The sequence below is a fragment of the Rhizobium sp. P1_B8 genome (genome assembly GCF_056406515.1).
In genome coordinates, this window is record NZ_JBFTZZ010000037.1 from 84,629 (window position 1) to 99,516 (window position 14,888).

The window sequence follows — 14,888 nt, forward strand, 5'->3', positions numbered from 1 at the left end:
CCATTCCTGCCTGACAATTTGGAGATTGAAGACGATGATTGCCTTTCCGGCATTCCGGACCCTGCTGATCGCCGCCATGGCGTCGGCCCTTTTCTTCGGCGCAGCTCATGCAGCCGAGGATTTCGACCTCAGCCCAGAGCAGCCAGGCCGGCTTCACGCCGCCAGGAACGATGCGGCGATTGCCGCAATCCCCAGGGAATTCAAGTTCGTCACACCTGGCAAGTTCACCATCGCCGTCAGCCCCGGCGGCCCGCCGCTTGCGACCTATGCCACGGACGCCAAGACCGTGGTCGGGGCAGATCCCGATTATGCCTATTCCATCACCGACAGCCTTGGCCTGACACTGGAGATCGTGCCGGTCGCCTGGATCGACTGGCCGCTCGGCCTCGCCTCGGGCAAGTATGATGCCGTCATCTCCAATGTTGGGGTCACCGAGCAGCGCAAGGAAAAATTCGATTTTTCCACCTACCGCCAGGGCCTGCATGGTTTCTTCGTAAAATCCGACAGTCCTGTAACCTCGATCAAGGAGCCCAAGGATGCGGCGGGCCTCAGGATCGTTGTCGGGGCCGGCACCAACCAGGAGCGTATCCTGGTGAAATGGAGCGAAGAAGATGTCGCAGCGGGCCTGAAACCGATCGAGCTGCAATATTACGACGACGAGGCGGCAAGCCTTCTCGCGCTGCGTTCCGGCCGGGCCGATGTCATCGTACAGCCGCATGCACAGCTCGTCTTCATCGCCGCGCGCGACAAGAACATCAAACGCGTCGGCACGCTGAGCGCCGGCTGGCCGGATCGCTCGGACGTCGCGATCACCACTCGCAAAGGAAGCGGACTGGCCGATGCGCTCACCATTGCCACCAACGGTCTGATCAAGGACGGCACCTACGCGAAGATACTCGACCACTGGCATCTCTCCGAGGAAGCCCTGCCGGCATCCGAGACCAACCCGCCCGGCCTGCCGAAATACTGATCATCGGATGGCACGCGTGGGCAACATATCCATCAGCCATATCGGCTTCCTCACACCCGGCAATTATCCCGCCGGCGATCCTTTGTCGGGCTTGGAGCAGACGCTTGAGCAGCTGCAATATGGCGAAGATCTGGGCTTCGACAGTGCCTGGGTCCGGCAGCGGCACCTGGAGCCTGGAATCTCTTCCGCGAGCGCCTTCCTGGCGGCGGCGACGCAGCGAACCAGCCGGATCGAGCTTGGAACCGCGGTCATCCCGATCGGTTACGAGAGCCCTTACCGGCTGGCCGAAGATCTCGCCACCGTCGATGTTCTGTCGCGCGGGCGGCTGAATATCGGCGTCAGCGCCGGCCGGCCGCTGCACGCCGAGCTGATCGCTCCGCTTGTCTTCGACGGCGACTGGACGGGTTACGATTTCTCGCATGATCGCGTGCTGCGCTTTGCCGACAATCTGCGTGGCACTTATCTCGGCGACGAGCAGACCTTGATCAAGACGCCCTTCGGTCCGCAGCGGCCACGGCTGCAGCCCTATGCCAAGGGCCTGATCGACCGGATCTGGTATGGCGGCGGGTCGCAGCGCTCGGCCGAATGGGCCGGCCGCAATGGCTTCAACCTGTTGACCGGCAATGTGATAACGGGCGACGGGACCGATGATTTCTTCACCGCGCAATCGCGGCTGATCCACACCTATCGCGCCGCCGGCACGCAGCGCCGGGTCGCGCTGGGCCGCGTCATCGTGCCTTTCGATAGCGCCGATGCCGCAACGCGGCGCCGGTATCGAGACTATGCCGATGGCCGTCATGAGCGAACCCTTTCACCGCAGGGCGAGCGGCGCACCCTGTTCGCCCGTGATGTCGTCGGCACCTCGGACGAGATATTGGCGCAGCTTTTTGCCGATCCGATCTTGCCTGAGGTCGGCGAGTTGAGGCTGGAGCTCCCTTACGAGTTCGAGCACGAGGAGTATCGACAGATTCTCCACGACTTCGTGACGCTGATCGCACCGGAACTCGGATGGAAAGCCCAATCCGAAGTTAGATCCGCTTCCTGAAAATGCCGTCGACCATTCGATGCCAGAACAATCACCTCGCAGGGAACATGCATCAGTGACCAAATCAGTAGAGTACTTCTTTTCTATCGGCTCGCCCTGGTCCTACATCGGCTTCGACGTCTTCGCCGAACTTGCGGCAAAGAACGACGTCGTCATCACGCCCTATTTGACGACGGTGGTCGAGGAAAATGGCGGTATCTTTTCGCGCAATCGCCCGGAGATCCGGCGCGCTTACTGGACGCGGGACCTCAAGCGCTGGGCGCGCGTGCGCGGCAAGGAACTGCGGCTCGAACATCGCCCGGATTTGAGCGATCCGACGCCGGCGTCCCTCTTCGTGATTGCGGCCTATCTCGACGGACAGGATTGGATCGGCGTTGCTCGCGCCCTGCAGCATGCCTTCTGGAGCGAGGCGAGGGATATCGGCAAGCCCGACGTGCGCCAGGCGATCGTGACATCAGCGGGTTTCGACGGCGCAACACTCCTCCGGCGACAAGCCGACGACGATGTCCAGAACAAATGGTCGGCAGACCGCGTGCATGCGCGCGACAGCGGCGTCTTCGGCTTTCCCACCTATGTCTATGATGGCGAGATCTATTGGGGACAGGACAATTTGCCCTTCCTTGAACGCCATCTTCGCGGCGACAAGCCTTAGACTCGAGCAAGCAATCCGATCGGATTGAGACGGATTTTTTCAAATAAGTCTATAAAATAGATAGGCATTATTCTCTATCGCTGATGCCCTGCGATAGATTGGTGTGGTTGATGGGGAAAAATCACACGCATGCTCGACAGGACTTCGCAGGCCGCCGGAACCATTCTTCCGTCGCGTTCGACGGAATGGCCGACCGTCATTCTCGCACTCGTCATCCATGGCGGATTTCTTGCGCTCACCTGGTGGTGGCAATCATTGCCGCTGATCATGGCCGTGATCGCCGGAGGCTGGCTGATTGCCTGGCAGGGATCCCTTCAGCACGAAGTCATTCACGGCCATCCAACGGGAAACCAAAGGATAAACGACGCGATCGGGTCGATACCGCTGTCGCTGTGGCTGCCTTATCCGATCTATAGGGAAAGCCATCTGGAGCATCATCGCGACGAATATCTGACCGATCCGATCGAAGATCCGGAATCCTCCTATTTTACCAAGGCAACCTGGGACCAGCTCGGCGCGACCGGCAGGTCGCTGGCGCGGTGGAATACCACCCTGTTCGGCCGTTTGACCATCGGCCCTGCGGTGATGCTTTTGAGTTTCCTTGGACAGGAAGGGCAGCTAGTACGGGCGAACGAACCGGGACGACGGCGGATATGGGGTGTGCACGGCATCGGTGTCGCCGCCGTTCTTTTCTGGGCGACCGTCGTCTGCGGCATGCCGCTTTGGCTTTATCTCGGTTTCGTCTATACGAGTGCTGCGATGACGCGGCTCAGATCCTATGCTGAGCACAGATATGCCGAAAGCCATGAGGAACGCACCGCCATCGTCGAAAACAGCCATCTCTTCGGCTTGCTGTTTCTCTACAACAATTTGCACGTTCTCCATCACCGCCGGCCGGGCATCTCCTGGTATCGCCTTCCGGCGGTCTATCGCAAAAACCGCGAAACGCTTGTCCGGTCGAATGGCGGGCTTGTCTATAATGGCTATTGGGATATTGCGCGCCGGTTTTTCCTGAAGCCGCACGACGATCCGACGCATCCTCATCATTTCTAAAATTTCTAACTGAGCCGGACCCGGCACTATAATGTTTGAAAAGCCGGGATTTGGGGGCTGCTCAGTCGCCCTGTCTTGCGGCTTCCTGTTGCCCATTTCACAGCTCTGCAATTTGTACTTTCAGCGGATGTCCAGTGTGATCAGCTACGGCTGGCGGCGATCAGGGCGTGCGCTGCATCGCGGAGCAAACCGGTGGCCTCGCCGGGCTCAAAGAGCTGCATGCTGACAAAGGCGCCGTTGATCAGAACCGCGAGTTGACCGGCGAGCCGATCGGGCGCGGCAACCGCAAGCCCCTCGGCGATGGTCTTCAGACGCCGCCGCATCTCGCGCATGTGGGCTTCGGCGACCTTGCGGGCAGGGTGATCCGCTTCGGGAAATTCGGCTGCGGTGTTGATCTGCGGACAGCCTCGGTAGTTTTCCCGCCCGACCCGTTCGCCGATCCACTCAAAATGTGCATCGAGCATGGCCTCGGCATCGTCCGAATGCTGTTCCGTCACGCGATCCCAGGTGCTCCAGAAGTCCAGGTCTTCGCGCTTGAGGAAGGCCGCGATGAGGTCGTCCTTCGTGCCGAAATGGCGGTAGAGGCTGGTTTTGGCGACGCCGGATTTTTCGACCACAAGATCGACACCGACAGCACGCACGCCGCGCCGGTAAAAGAGTTCCGACGCCGTCTCGAGAATCCTATCCCGCACCTCGTTGCCGCCAGAGGCACGGGAGTTCGTTGCGCTTTTCGACATTCGTGTACCTCCAATGTCGCCAGCATAACAGCAAACGGATTGACACGCTACAGACCTGTATGTTTTATTGGGTACAGACAGGTCTGTAGCGAGGGAGAAAACAATGACCATTTACGAAGCCGACATCACGGAGACGTCCCAATCTATCGCGGTCTTGGGAGCGAACGGCCATACCGGTCGTTTTGTCGTAGCCGAACTGTTGCGGCGCGGTCTCAAGCCCATCGCGGTTGGACGGAATGCCGAGCGGCTGGCGGCTGCGGGCTTTGCGGAGCGCGGCATCGAATGCCGCGAAGCAGCGGTCGAGGATGACGGGGAACTGGACAGGGCGCTAGCCGGCGCGGCGGCGGTCATCAACTGCGCCGGCCCGTTCATGGACACCGCCGACGCAGTGGTGCGTGCCGCGTTGCGAGCGGGGATTCATTATCTCGACGTGACGGCCGAGCAACCGAGTGTGCAGGCCACGTTCGAGAGGCATGAGGTTGCGGCCCTGGAAGCGGGCACAGCCGTCATCCCGGCCATGGGTTTCTATGGCGGCTTGGCCGACCTGCTCGTTGCAGCTGTCATGGACGAGTGGGAGCACGCCGACGACATCGAAATTCGAGTTGCGCTCGACAGCTGGCTCCCGACGAGAGGCACACGCGTTACCGGAGAAAGAAACACTGCACGGCGCCTGGCCGTCAGCGGTGGGCAGCTGGAGCCGGTGCCTCAACCGCCTGCTGAAAGGGTGTCGACTTTACCGGCCCCGTTCGGTCGGCAGACTTTCGTCGAGCTTCCCTTTTCGGAAGTGCCGCTGATCGCCCGGCACGTCCGGACGAAGGAACTGCACACCTTCTTGAGCACAGTCGCTCTGCGGGATGTCCGCGACTCGTCGACGCCTCCGCCGCAGGCAGTCGACGAATCCGGGCGTTCGGCGCAGCGCTTTGCCGTAGAAGTGATCGTCACGCAGGGTGACGTGCGCCGTCAGATTGTCGCACAGGGACAAGACATCTACGCCGTCACGGCGCCGATCATCTGTGAAGCGGTTCAGCGTATCCTCTCAGGGCGCATCCGCGATATCGGCGCAAAGGCGCCGGCAGCCATTTTCGATGCCGCTAGCTTCCTGCAGGCGCTCGGCCCGGATCTGTCGGTCGAGATATCGGAAACTTAGTTCGGAAACGCCAGACTTTCAGAAAGTCCCTCACAATGGCGTGGGGGACTTAATTCTCCTGGCGTATTCAGGGAGACTGTTCAGAACGATCGTCCCGCTCGGGCGATGATAGCGGATGGAATTCCGTTATCTTGGCAAGATTGCACATTCCCATCGAAACCGTTCCATTCTATTGGAGGAAAATATAAGGGAAGATTTTTTTACATTGTTTGCTGTAATTGGTTCTTTTATCTCCCGTTTCATCGAAACACGAAACGCCACGATATTGATCGGAGAGAGACAATGAACCCCGCCATGAACATGATGCCGATGATGAACAACATGATGCCCGCCATGATGAACCCGATGATGGGTGGAATGATGCCGATGATGTCAGGCATGCCCATGATGAACGGCGCGATGATGCCGATGATGGCCTCCATGCCGATGATGATGATGATGGGCTCCATGAAATGCACCATGACTGCCGAGGGCATGGTCTGCGAAATGAAGCCGATGGAAGGCATGGACAAGGACATGTTCATGGAATGCTGCAAGCGTATGATGTCGAGCGGCATGCCGATGATGATGAACTGCGGCGGCATGATGATGTGCTGCATGATGGCCGCCTGAGCCATCCGCCTCTCAAGGAAACGACCAAGAGCCTCCGGAGACGGGGGCTCTTTTTGTGTCAGACGCGAACGTCTTCGAGATAGGTCGTGACTAGGTAGAGGATTGCTTCCGTTCCCGTCATGTTGCGGTAGATGTGCGGCACGTCTGCATCGAAGATGATGGCATCGCCTTCACCCAGAATATGGGGTGCCTGCTTGCCGGCGATGATTTCGACGGTGCCCTGAGCAACGACCAGATTTTCGACCGTTCCATGCTGATGGGCATCGGCACTTTCGGTATGGTGCGGAGCGATCCTGAGCTCGTAGAATTCCACCTTTCTTTCGCCTTCGAAGGGGAAAAGAGCCCGTGTCCGGAAGCGCCCTTCGGAAGAGGCGAGGATCTTCGATCTTGCCCGCGGTACTGTAATGATCGAGGTGTCGCCGCGTTCTGCGATCAGAGCGGCGCAGGGAATACCGAGAGCAAGTGCAATCTTCGAGAGAATGCTCAATGTCGGGCTGCTTTTGCCCGTCTCGATTTGCCCGAGCATGGCGCGGCTGACGCCGGCGATCTTTGCCAGCCGGTCCAGGGAGTAGCCGCGGCGGGTGCGAATGCGCCGCAAATTCTGTCCTGTCTGAACCGTGATCTCTTCGGCGGCATCTCTCGCTTCGCCGTCGGGAAGAAGCGCTTGATCAGACGCCATATCCCGCAATGCCCATTGCCATGACCGGGACAAAGCCCCAATAGGGCACCCACATCAGAACCGGCTGCATCGCAAAGGATACGGGCGCGGCCGCCTTCAGCGCATCGGGCGCATCTTTGCTGCGAGATTGCCGGTAGGCCTGGAAATCGATGACATCAGCCGTCTGCACTGGCATGAAAAGCTCCCGCTAAAATCTATAAGAAGCGTATATTTTCCGCAGAGGAAAAGGCAGGGCTTGTCATCCAATCGTTCCGCTGAACCGGAAATCTTATACCAATTATATTCGACCTTGCGGCAAAGCCATTTATGGCGAGCAATTTGTACGAGCTTCTCGCCAGGCTCGCGACATCACGATGCCGCCCACACCAGCGCCTCCAAAAGAAGCCGATTCCCCTTCCTGCCGTCTTCCCGCACGCGAGGTCGAAGCGGTCGCTGGACCGGCGATCCCTTGTGACGATCGCCATGCAGCCTATGCGTGCCGGAGCGGCGGCGAACGTTTTTTTCAACCAGGCGAAGAAGGAGAGATGCACGTTCCTTTAATCTATCAATTTTGTAGACAATAGTTGAGGCAACGCAATGAGAGGAAAAACCATGTCAGGTTTCAAACTCGTCGGCATCGCTGGCAGCTTCAACCGTCCATCGAAGACATTGGCACTTGTGCGGCACGTCGCCGAACGTGCGAGCATTCGCTACGGATTTACGAGCAAGAGCTATGATCTGCATGATGTCGGTCCGTCGCTGGGCAGCGCCTTGTGGCGCAAGGATCTCGACGCGCAGGCCAGGCATGTCGTCGACGAGATCGTGCAGTCCGATGCCCTGATCATCGGCTCGCCGACGTACAAGGGCTCTTATCCCGGCCATTTCAAGCACCTCATCGACCTGATCGACCCGCACGAACTTCGGGGCAAGCCGATCATCATCACGGCGACCGGCGGCGGTGACCGGCATGCGTTGATGGTCGAGCATCAGCTGCGGCCGCTGTTTGGGTTTTTCATGGCTCACACATTACCGACCGCCGTCTATGCGTCCGATCGCGATTTCACAGACTATGCGGTTTCATCCGACGCACTTTTAGCCCGGATCAACGACGTGATCGGCGAATTGGCGGCGTTCTTTCCGGGCGCAAACCCGGCCCTGGCGGCAGCCGAGTAAGGATCGTGACCATGGCTCGATCTCAGGAAGCAACGATCACCGATGCGGAAAGGCCGGGGCCAAGCGAGCAATTGTGGAGCGTCTTCGAATTCGCCCGACGATATCGTCTCGCGAAACGCGAGGAGAACCGCCTGCTGATGCTCTACGCACCGACGGCATCGCTTCACGTTCTTCTCGCCAATGCACAACGTCATTCGCTGATTTCGTAGAGCAATTCCAGCAAAAGTGCACAGCGGTTTTGCGTCCGGAATTGCATGAAAACAAAGAGATAGAGCACTGCCCTGATTCGAAAAAAACGGAAATGCTCTAGCCGAAGAATACCGGTTCCTGACAGGAGGTTCGCATGAAGCTTGATTTTCAGTTCTGGCTGAAGCTTTCGATCGGCCAGATCCTCGGCCTGAAGCCGCCCGCTGCACGGGAGCCTGTGAACGGATTGTTCATGCCGGACGACGAGCGCGACCGGTCCGCCCGCGAATACGAACTCCATTATTGGGGCACCATGCCCGGCCTTTGGTATTGAGGAGAACGGCGTGATGGCGATTGTCGTTGAGACCGACCTGCGTCGGCACGGTGCGAGAAGAGCGGAAGGCAGCGTCATGTCGCATGTCAGGCATGCGGCCGGAATCTGCACGATCGTCAGTTCCTTCACATTCCTGTTCGCCCTGGTGATCGGGCTGGTCTGATGAGTGAGGTCAGATGTTTGCCCCGATCGGGAAAAGGACCGACGAGCAGCTTCGGAGAGGATGCCGTCAGATGATCGATGTACTTATTCTTCCCGGGCTTTTCGGCTCGGGAGAAGGGCATTGGCAACAGCACTGGCTGCAGGATCAGCCGGGCAGTCGTTGCGTCGCCCAGCAGGACTGGGATCATCCGAACCTTGACAGTTGGCTGCTGCGATTGGAAGGCGCACTTGAAGAGGCCGGCGAGGCCTATCTGGTCGCCCATAGTCTCGGATGCCTGCTTGCCGCCCGCTTGGCCGGGCGAAGTGCGGCGCGGCGCGTCAAAGGGGCATTGCTCGTTGCTCCATGCGATCTGCCGGCCACGGAAAACCTGCATCCGGGGCTTATCTCGTTTGGCGCCATGCCGACGGCGCCTTTGCCTTTTCCAAGCATCGTCGTCGGCAGCATGAACGATGCCTACATGACGGTCGATCGGTTGACCCTGTTCGGCCGCCTGTGGAACGCCGAGACCAGGAATATCGGCCTTGCCGGACACATCAATGTCTCCAGCGGCTTTGGCCGCTGGCGCAACGGCTACCGATTGCTGGAGGGCTTGAAGACGCAAACGCGCGGTCGAAGGCATGTCGTTTCCATGCCCCCGGCCTTTGCAATGTGAGTGGAATCGCAATGTCCGACATTGTCGCCGACCTGCTGCGCCTTAGCGAAGATCCGAATGCCGACCCGAGGACCAGGCGCCGCCAAACCATGGAGCGGCTGGTGCAGACGCTGCTCGCCATGGCCGATGCCGAAATAGGATCGGAAGATCCGCAGCATCGCCATTCCATCATTCATTTGACGACGATCATCCGCGAGATGACGGGAAGGATCGCAGAGGCCGATGATGCGACGTTTTCGGCAATCGTCAGGGAGGCCGCGATGCTGATACGCAGCCTGCAGCGGCGCCAGGCCGATGCGGCCAGATTTACGGTGCACTGACGCATGACGGATATGCGGGAGCATAAGCTGGTGACGGTCCGGGGAAGCAAACTTTTGATGACCGGATCAAGAATGGCTCTAACGGACGAGCTCGTATCGCTGAGCCTTCGCCCTGCGGTCGATGTAGGCCCCGAGCCACACCGAACACCGCTGACCGAAGCAGAGGTGGAGATGCTCGCCAACCGGCTGCTCGATGAGTCTATCGGCGCGCCGCTTTGGATCTTCGCCTATGGATCATTGATATGGAAGCCGGACTTCGATGCCGTCGAATCGCAGCATGGCGCAACAAGAGGGTGGCATCGCTCCTTCTGCCTGCAGATGACCCGCTGGCGGGGAACGCGAGCACAGCCGGGCCTGATGATGGCACTTGACCGCGGTGGACGTTGCAACGGCATTGTCTTCAGGCTTGCCGATGATGATCGCCTTGGCCAGATTAGGCGGTTGATCCGCCGTGAGGTCGGCACGATCGAAGACGCTGCGACGGTTCGCTGGATCCCGGTCGCAACCGCGCATGGGCTGGTGCGCGCGCTGGTCTTTTGGGCTGGCCCGAAGGGCGAGCGGGTTTCCCGCAAATTGCCGCTGGAGACGGTGGCGCAGGTGCTTGCGAGAGCCTGCGGACACATGGGCTCCTGCGCCGAATATCTGTATCTGACGGTGAAGCATCTGGAGGAGCGTGGCATCCGGGACCGCAATTTATGGCGGCTTCAGAAGCTGGTCGCCGACGAGCTTGTCGCCATACACGGGCTGAACGCGGCGGCAGGAAGCCATTGAATAGGCGTCCCTGCCGCCACTTGGTCAGAGCTTGCCCTTCCAGGGCACGAGGAACGCCTCCAGAAATCGAATGGCGGCCGAGAAGGTGAACGCGCAGATCGCGATGATGCCGATGCCGACGAAGACGACGTCGGTCGCCAGGAACTGTGAAGCCGACATGATCATGAAACCGATCCCGCGCGTGGATGCGATCAATTCGGCCGCGACCAGCGTGCCCCAGCCGACACCGAGCGCAATTCGGATACCGGTGAGGATCTCGGGCAGGGCCGACGGCAGGACGATATCAAGGAAGAGCTGCAGCCGGCTCGCGCCCAGCGAACGCGCGGCATTGACGCGCTCGATCGGCAGCGAACGAACGCCGGCCTGGGCCGAGAGGCAGATTGGCGCGAACATCGCAAGCACCAGCAGCGTGATCTTCGACGTCTCCCCAATGCCGAGCCAGATGATCATCAGCGGCAGGTAGGAGAGTGGCGGAAGCGGCCAGTAGAATTCGATCGGCGCGTCGAGCACCTCTTTTGCCCAGCGATTCAGGCCCATGAGCAACCCGAGCGGGATGCCGGCGGAAACGGCGATGAGGGCTGCGACCACGATGCGGAACAAGCTCGCAAAAACATGCTCGGACAGTGACGCTCCGGCGTAACCGTCGCGATAAATGGCGCCGATTTGTGTCAGCACCTCGTCTGGACGCGGCAGGAACAGGTGTGGGACGACACCGAGCGCCGATACCAGCCACCACAGCAGAAGGATGGCGAGGGCCGTGACAATGCTGATGGCCACCGTCGATTTCTCGCCGGCTCCGAAGCTTGCCATTTTTACCAGCTTGACCTGGCGGTCCTCTCTGCCCGCCGCAATCGGCGGGGCCTGCACTATGTCGCTCATGCGGCGCTCCTGAGGTCTTCGGTGCTGTGGAGAATGGCGCGGATCTCCTCGCGCAGCTCGGCAAATTGCGGCGACGCCTTGATCGACCGGGCGTCGCCGGTTTCGGCGAAGCGGCGAACGAAATCGAGATCGAAGCGTGCCACGACGCGGCCCGGTCGCGGTGACATGACCAGCACCTGCGTGCCCAGGAACAAGGCCTCTTCGATCGAGTGCGTGATGAAGAAAATCTTCTTTGCCGTTTTATCCCAGATGGAAACCAGCAGTTCCTGCATCTGCTCGCGCGTCAGGCTGTCGAGCGCGCCGAACGGCTCGTCCATCAGCAGGATGTCGGGATTTGTCGCCAGAGCACGCGCGATGCCGACACGCTGGCGCATGCCGCCCGACAGCTCGTAGGGAAAAGCGCCGGCGAATTCGTCGAGACCGACGAGCCGGAGAAGCTCCAGCGCGCGGGCCTCGCGCTCCTTGCGCTTGACCCCGGCGAATTTCAAACCGAGCGCGACATTGTCGACAACCGATTTCCAGGGCAGCAGCGAGTCCTTCTGAAAGACGACGCCACGATCCGCGCCGGGTCTTTCGACCGCGCGGCCATCGAGCGTGATCCGGCCATCCGAAAGCGGGAGGAAACCGGCGATCGCATTGAGAAGGGTTGACTTGCCGCATCCCGACGCTCCGAGCGCAACGACGAAGCCCCGTTCGGGAATATCGAAGGAAACGCGATCGAGCGCGTGAACGGTCCGCCCGTCGCGGGCTGCGAAGAAAACGCTGGCGTGATCGACTTTAAGCATGTTGCCGCTCGCAGGTTCGACGCCGGCGCGGCAAGGCGCGCCGGCGTTGGGGAGGATCAGTTGCTGACGCCGGTGAGGGCATCTGCGGTGACGAAGGCGCCGTAATTCGCCAGCACGTCAGAAACCTTGCCCTGTTCCTTCAGAAACGATGCGGTGTCCTTGAGGATCTTGCCGGCACCCGCCTTTTCGCCGCCGCCAAGCCAGGCATCCGATGCCTGGACCTCAGGTGTCAGCAGCGTGAGGTTCTTCAGGGCCGATGCCTGCTGGTCGGCTGTGCCGCCGAGAAGCTTGGCGAGTGACTTGGCGTTGTCGCTGTCGGGACCCCAGGCGGATTTGTCCGACGCGAAGGACGCGTAGTATTTGTTGATGACCGAAGCGAAACCCTTCAAAAATTGCGGGTTGTCGGCGGCAAACGTCGAGGTCGCGACCCAGGCCGAGAATGTCGGCGCACCCTTATCTGCCACCTCCTTGGAGGTCACCAGAACCTTGCCGTTCTTCTTCAGTTCGGTGAGTGCCGGATCCCAGACGAAGCCGCCATCGATATCGCCGCGGTTATAGCTGGCGACGATCTCAGGCTGAGGGATGGCGAAGACCTGAACGTCCTTTTCGGTCAGGCCGAGCGATTTGATCAGCGCCAGAAGCTGATAGTGGTCCGTCGACACCGGCGCAGCAGCAAGCTTCTTGCCCTTCAGATCATTCAGGCTTTCGATACCGGAGCCGTTACGGACGACGAGAGCCTCGTCGATGCCCGAGATCGAGGCGAGATAAAAGGCCTTGACCTCGAGCCCGCGTGATACCGCAGCCGCAAACGGGCTAGAGCCGACATAGCCGACCTGGACGTCGCCGGAAGCAATCGCCGCAAAGATTTCGGCGCCTGAGTTAAAACGGCGGAAGTCGATCTCGTATCCCGTCTCCTTGGCGAATTCGCCATTGGCGATCGCCACGGAAGACGGCAAGGCGTCGGTTTGATAGGCGACGACGACCTTCTTGTCCGCCGCTTCAGCGACAACAGCCGTTGCAAGAGTGCCGACGCCGACGGCGATTGCGGCAACCAAATTCCTGAAATTCATCTTGAGCCCCTTTGTTCAGAGCCGCTCGGCTCTTGATCTCACCCTCAAAAGGGTAATCGTCGGAAAGGGGTTAGCGGGAGAAATAACAAACTATATTTATAGACTATAGAGATAATTGTTTCGTGATTCTGCCGCTTGTGCGATCCATAAGGCCCGGCGAGCGACGTCGAGGCTTGAATGACAAAATGTCTCGATGACGTTGCCTGAGCTTCAGGGAGAATGCGTTGATATACGATGTTATCGTCGTCGGTTCCGGTTTTTCAGCGATAGCGGTTACCTGCAATCTCATCGAACAGCTTCCCGCTTCGGCGAAGATCGCCGTCGTTGGCGACGATCCCGGTTTCGGCCGCGGGACGGCCTACCGGACGGAGCTCTATCTCCATCGCCTCAATGTTCCCGCCGGCCGCATGAGCCTGTTGCCGCATCAACCCGACGACTTTGTCGACTGGCTGAAAAGCCATGGACGCCTGACGCAGGCAGGCGATTTCGCCTCGCGCAGCGATTACGGTCTTTATGTTCGCGATACGCTTGCACGGCTGCTTCGAAAGCGGGACGGCCGTTGCCGGGTCGATTTCATCAAGGCCAAGGCGGCGGGATGCGTTGAACGCTATAGCAGCACGCTGGCCTTCCATCTCGGCAATGGTGACGAGATCGCCGGGAAGAACGTGGTGCTCTGCCTCGGTGTCGGTAACGCGAGCCTTCCGGTCGATCCGGATGGCGTCCCGCCATCGCTGCGATCACGGATCATCGAGAACCCGTGGCGGCTTTCGTGGCTGAGGCGCGTCGCACCATCCGATGCGGTGTGTATCCTCGGATCCGGCTTGACGATGATCGATCAGGTTCTCGCGCTTCGCGCCCATGGCCACAGCGGCAAGATTGATGTGCTTTCGCGGCGCGGGCTCGCACCGCTCGGACACGCGTGGAAGCCGCCGGTGCCTCTGCCGATCGACGTCGAGAGGCTTCCGGAGACGATCAGCGGCATATTGAAGACCCTGCGGGGAAAGAGCAGGACGGTTGCCGACTGGCGAGCCGTGATGGACGGCCTGAGGCCTGCAACGCAGGCTCTCTGGCAACGGCTTTCGAACAAGGAGCGGGCACGCTTCCTCAGGCATGCACTTCCCTGGTGGAACATCCACCGTCACCGGGTCGCGCCTGACGTGTTCGACAGGTTTGAGAAGCTGGTCTTAGACGGAACCGTTCGCTTCCACGCGGGCTTCCTGAAATCGCTCGGAGCCGAGGAGGGGCGGCTCGCTGCCAGCTACAGGGTCAGATCAACGCGCGAGATCGCCGAGATCAGGGCGGACTGGCTCGTCAACTGCACGGGAATGGAGCGGGCCGGGATCAGTCATTCACCGCTTTTGAAGGAAATGAGCCGCTTTGAGTTGATCGTCCCCGATCCTCTTGGCCTTGGAATCCAGGTGGATGCCGCTTCGGAGGTGATAGCCTCGTCCCGGATCTCGCCTGCCCGACTGTTTGCGGTCGGCGCCCTGACGGCGGGGCAATTCTGGGAGATCACGGCCGTTCCGGATATCCGGGTGCAGGCCAAGACCGTGGTCGAGGAGATTGTTTCAAGAGGCTAGCTCGCGACTTCTAGAGCAGCAGATCTTAGTGCTACAGCGTCCTTTGCACGTCTGAAAGACGCGCGGCGCTATAGGTCGGCACGGCTTGTTGAATTGCCGGC

20 protein-coding genes are annotated in these 14,888 nt (G+C 60.0%); 13 read left to right on the forward strand and 7 right to left on the reverse strand.

Going from position 1 to position 14,888, the window contains the following annotated elements; translation table 11 throughout:
• Nucleotides 1–34: 34 nt before the first annotated feature.
• From AC1D2N_RS31295 to AC1D2N_RS31310, 4 genes are all read left to right on the forward strand, one after another.
• Entirely contained in the window at nucleotides 35–970 is a 936-nt protein-coding gene (locus AC1D2N_RS31295; protein WP_130654063.1) for an ABC transporter substrate-binding protein, read from the forward strand.
• Nucleotides 971–977: 7 nt separating this feature from the next.
• Nucleotides 978–2,015 carry an LLM class flavin-dependent oxidoreductase gene (locus AC1D2N_RS31300; RefSeq protein WP_130654062.1) on the forward strand — a complete coding sequence of 346 codons (1,038 nt, stop codon included), beginning with the start codon at nucleotides 978–980 and terminating at the stop codon, nucleotides 2,013–2,015.
• 55 nt (nucleotides 2,016–2,070) lie between these two features.
• Nucleotides 2,071–2,667 (forward strand): 2-hydroxychromene-2-carboxylate isomerase, encoded by a 597-nt coding sequence (locus AC1D2N_RS31305; protein WP_130654061.1) that lies wholly within the window; start codon nucleotides 2,071–2,073, stop codon nucleotides 2,665–2,667.
• A gap of 129 nt (nucleotides 2,668–2,796) precedes the next feature.
• Complete coding sequence (locus tag AC1D2N_RS31310; protein WP_130654060.1) at nucleotides 2,797–3,720, forward strand: fatty acid desaturase; 924 nt, start codon at nucleotides 2,797–2,799, stop codon at nucleotides 3,718–3,720.
• Nucleotides 3,721–3,860: 140 nt separating this feature from the next.
• On the opposite strand, the gene AC1D2N_RS31315 is transcribed toward AC1D2N_RS31310, so the two are convergent.
• On the reverse strand, nucleotides 3,861–4,457 hold the full coding sequence (locus tag AC1D2N_RS31315; protein WP_028732321.1) for a TetR/AcrR family transcriptional regulator: 597 nt from the start codon (nucleotides 4,455–4,457) through the stop codon (nucleotides 3,861–3,863).
• Between the two features lie 103 nt (nucleotides 4,458–4,560).
• On the opposite strand from AC1D2N_RS31315, the gene AC1D2N_RS31320 reads away from it, so the two are divergent.
• On the forward strand, nucleotides 4,561–5,604 hold the full coding sequence (locus tag AC1D2N_RS31320) for a saccharopine dehydrogenase family protein (protein WP_130654059.1): 1,044 nt from the start codon (nucleotides 4,561–4,563) through the stop codon (nucleotides 5,602–5,604).
• 239 nt (nucleotides 5,605–5,843) lie between these two features.
• On the opposite strand, the gene AC1D2N_RS31325 is transcribed toward AC1D2N_RS31320, so the two are convergent.
• From AC1D2N_RS31325 to AC1D2N_RS31335, 3 genes are read right to left on the reverse strand one after another with little or no spacing between them, the layout of a single operon-like run.
• On the reverse strand, nucleotides 5,844–6,221 hold the full coding sequence (locus tag AC1D2N_RS31325) for a hypothetical protein (RefSeq protein ID WP_112907919.1): 378 nt from the start codon (nucleotides 6,219–6,221) through the stop codon (nucleotides 5,844–5,846).
• Nucleotides 6,222–6,274: 53 nt separating this feature from the next.
• Nucleotides 6,275–6,895, reverse strand: a complete 621-nt coding sequence (locus tag AC1D2N_RS31330; RefSeq protein ID WP_018446120.1) for a helix-turn-helix domain-containing protein — start codon at nucleotides 6,893–6,895, stop codon at nucleotides 6,275–6,277.
• On the reverse strand, nucleotides 6,885–7,070 hold the full coding sequence (locus AC1D2N_RS31335) for a hypothetical protein (protein WP_018246696.1): 186 nt from the start codon (nucleotides 7,068–7,070) through the stop codon (nucleotides 6,885–6,887). Before AC1D2N_RS31335 ends, AC1D2N_RS31330 begins: the two co-directional genes overlap by 11 nt.
• A gap of 416 nt (nucleotides 7,071–7,486) precedes the next feature.
• Between AC1D2N_RS31335 and msuE the strand changes: the two genes are divergently transcribed.
• The 7 genes from msuE (at nucleotide 7,487) to AC1D2N_RS31370 (ending at nucleotide 10,473) form a co-directional block, all read left to right on the forward strand.
• The gene (msuE, locus tag AC1D2N_RS31340) at nucleotides 7,487–8,047 is read left to right on the forward strand and encodes an FMN reductase (protein ID WP_130654058.1); all 561 of its coding nucleotides are present in this window, start codon (nucleotides 7,487–7,489) and stop codon (nucleotides 8,045–8,047) included.
• Nucleotides 8,048–8,058: 11 nt separating this feature from the next.
• On the forward strand, nucleotides 8,059–8,256 hold the full coding sequence (locus AC1D2N_RS31345; protein WP_130654057.1) for a hypothetical protein: 198 nt from the start codon (nucleotides 8,059–8,061) through the stop codon (nucleotides 8,254–8,256).
• 134 nt (nucleotides 8,257–8,390) lie between these two features.
• Nucleotides 8,391–8,567: a hypothetical protein gene (locus AC1D2N_RS31350; RefSeq protein ID WP_165403116.1), complete on the forward strand. Its 177-nt coding sequence runs from the start codon at nucleotides 8,391–8,393 to the stop codon at nucleotides 8,565–8,567.
• A gap of 13 nt (nucleotides 8,568–8,580) precedes the next feature.
• Nucleotides 8,581–8,730 carry a hypothetical protein gene (locus AC1D2N_RS31355; RefSeq protein ID WP_165403117.1) on the forward strand — a complete coding sequence of 50 codons (150 nt, stop codon included), beginning with the start codon at nucleotides 8,581–8,583 and terminating at the stop codon, nucleotides 8,728–8,730.
• A gap of 70 nt (nucleotides 8,731–8,800) precedes the next feature.
• A complete protein-coding gene (locus AC1D2N_RS31360) occupies nucleotides 8,801–9,382 on the forward strand; it encodes an RBBP9/YdeN family alpha/beta hydrolase (RefSeq protein WP_018246701.1) in 582 nt (193 codons plus the stop codon).
• A gap of 11 nt (nucleotides 9,383–9,393) precedes the next feature.
• On the forward strand, nucleotides 9,394–9,702 hold the full coding sequence (locus AC1D2N_RS31365) for a hypothetical protein (RefSeq protein WP_130654056.1): 309 nt from the start codon (nucleotides 9,394–9,396) through the stop codon (nucleotides 9,700–9,702).
• A 3-nt stretch (nucleotides 9,703–9,705) separates the two neighbouring features.
• A complete protein-coding gene (locus AC1D2N_RS31370; RefSeq protein ID WP_130654055.1) occupies nucleotides 9,706–10,473 on the forward strand; it encodes a gamma-glutamylcyclotransferase in 768 nt (255 codons plus the stop codon).
• A 24-nt stretch (nucleotides 10,474–10,497) separates the two neighbouring features.
• Here the strand turns inward: AC1D2N_RS31370 and AC1D2N_RS31375 are convergent, their stop codons facing one another.
• From AC1D2N_RS31375 to tauA, 3 genes are read right to left on the reverse strand one after another with little or no spacing between them, the layout of a single operon-like run.
• Nucleotides 10,498–11,352, reverse strand: a complete 855-nt coding sequence (locus tag AC1D2N_RS31375) for an ABC transporter permease subunit (protein WP_477982656.1) — start codon at nucleotides 11,350–11,352, stop codon at nucleotides 10,498–10,500.
• Nucleotides 11,349–12,137 carry a taurine ABC transporter ATP-binding protein gene (locus AC1D2N_RS31380; protein WP_047620429.1) on the reverse strand — a complete coding sequence of 263 codons (789 nt, stop codon included), beginning with the start codon at nucleotides 12,135–12,137 and terminating at the stop codon, nucleotides 11,349–11,351. Before AC1D2N_RS31380 ends, AC1D2N_RS31375 begins: the two co-directional genes overlap by 4 nt.
• 56 nt (nucleotides 12,138–12,193) lie before the next feature.
• Entirely contained in the window at nucleotides 12,194–13,207 is a 1,014-nt protein-coding gene (tauA, locus tag AC1D2N_RS31385) for a taurine ABC transporter substrate-binding protein (RefSeq protein ID WP_047620430.1), read from the reverse strand.
• 224 nt (nucleotides 13,208–13,431) lie between these two features.
• Here tauA and AC1D2N_RS31390 point away from each other — a divergent pair, with 224 nt between their 5' ends.
• A complete protein-coding gene (locus AC1D2N_RS31390) occupies nucleotides 13,432–14,787 on the forward strand; it encodes an FAD/NAD(P)-binding protein (RefSeq protein ID WP_130654053.1) in 1,356 nt (451 codons plus the stop codon).
• Nucleotides 14,788–14,888 lie beyond the last annotated feature (101 nt).

Coding starts and splice junctions, on each gene's coding strand:
- AC1D2N_RS31330 (WP_018446120.1), bottom strand. CDS start 6,895: ATGGCGTCTGATCAAGCGCTTCTTCCCGACGGCGAAGCGAGAGATGCC.
- AC1D2N_RS31325 (WP_112907919.1), bottom strand. CDS start 6,221: ATGGCTCAGGCGGCCATCATGCAGCACATCATCATGCCGCCGCAGTTC.
- AC1D2N_RS31335 (WP_018246696.1), bottom strand. CDS start 7,070: ATGCCAGTGCAGACGGCTGATGTCATCGATTTCCAGGCCTACCGGCAA.
- AC1D2N_RS31375 (WP_477982656.1), bottom strand. CDS start 11,352: ATGAGCGACATAGTGCAGGCCCCGCCGATTGCGGCGGGCAGAGAGGAC.
- tauA (WP_047620430.1), bottom strand. CDS start 13,207: ATGAATTTCAGGAATTTGGTTGCCGCAATCGCCGTCGGCGTCGGCACT.
- AC1D2N_RS31320 (WP_130654059.1), top strand. CDS start 4,561: ATGACCATTTACGAAGCCGACATCACGGAGACGTCCCAATCTATCGCG.
- AC1D2N_RS31315 (WP_028732321.1), bottom strand. CDS start 4,457: ATGTCGAAAAGCGCAACGAACTCCCGTGCCTCTGGCGGCAACGAGGTG.
- AC1D2N_RS31310 (WP_130654060.1), top strand. CDS start 2,797: ATGCTCGACAGGACTTCGCAGGCCGCCGGAACCATTCTTCCGTCGCGT.
- AC1D2N_RS31295 (WP_130654063.1), top strand. CDS start 35: ATGATTGCCTTTCCGGCATTCCGGACCCTGCTGATCGCCGCCATGGCG.
- AC1D2N_RS31370 (WP_130654055.1), top strand. CDS start 9,706: ATGACGGATATGCGGGAGCATAAGCTGGTGACGGTCCGGGGAAGCAAA.
- AC1D2N_RS31365 (WP_130654056.1), top strand. CDS start 9,394: ATGTCCGACATTGTCGCCGACCTGCTGCGCCTTAGCGAAGATCCGAAT.
- AC1D2N_RS31380 (WP_047620429.1), bottom strand. CDS start 12,137: ATGCTTAAAGTCGATCACGCCAGCGTTTTCTTCGCAGCCCGCGACGGG.
- AC1D2N_RS31355 (WP_165403117.1), top strand. CDS start 8,581: ATGGCGATTGTCGTTGAGACCGACCTGCGTCGGCACGGTGCGAGAAGA.
- AC1D2N_RS31300 (WP_130654062.1), top strand. CDS start 978: ATGGCACGCGTGGGCAACATATCCATCAGCCATATCGGCTTCCTCACA.
- AC1D2N_RS31350 (WP_165403116.1), top strand. CDS start 8,391: ATGAAGCTTGATTTTCAGTTCTGGCTGAAGCTTTCGATCGGCCAGATC.
- msuE (WP_130654058.1), top strand. CDS start 7,487: ATGTCAGGTTTCAAACTCGTCGGCATCGCTGGCAGCTTCAACCGTCCA.
- AC1D2N_RS31360 (WP_018246701.1), top strand. CDS start 8,801: ATGATCGATGTACTTATTCTTCCCGGGCTTTTCGGCTCGGGAGAAGGG.
- AC1D2N_RS31345 (WP_130654057.1), top strand. CDS start 8,059: ATGGCTCGATCTCAGGAAGCAACGATCACCGATGCGGAAAGGCCGGGG.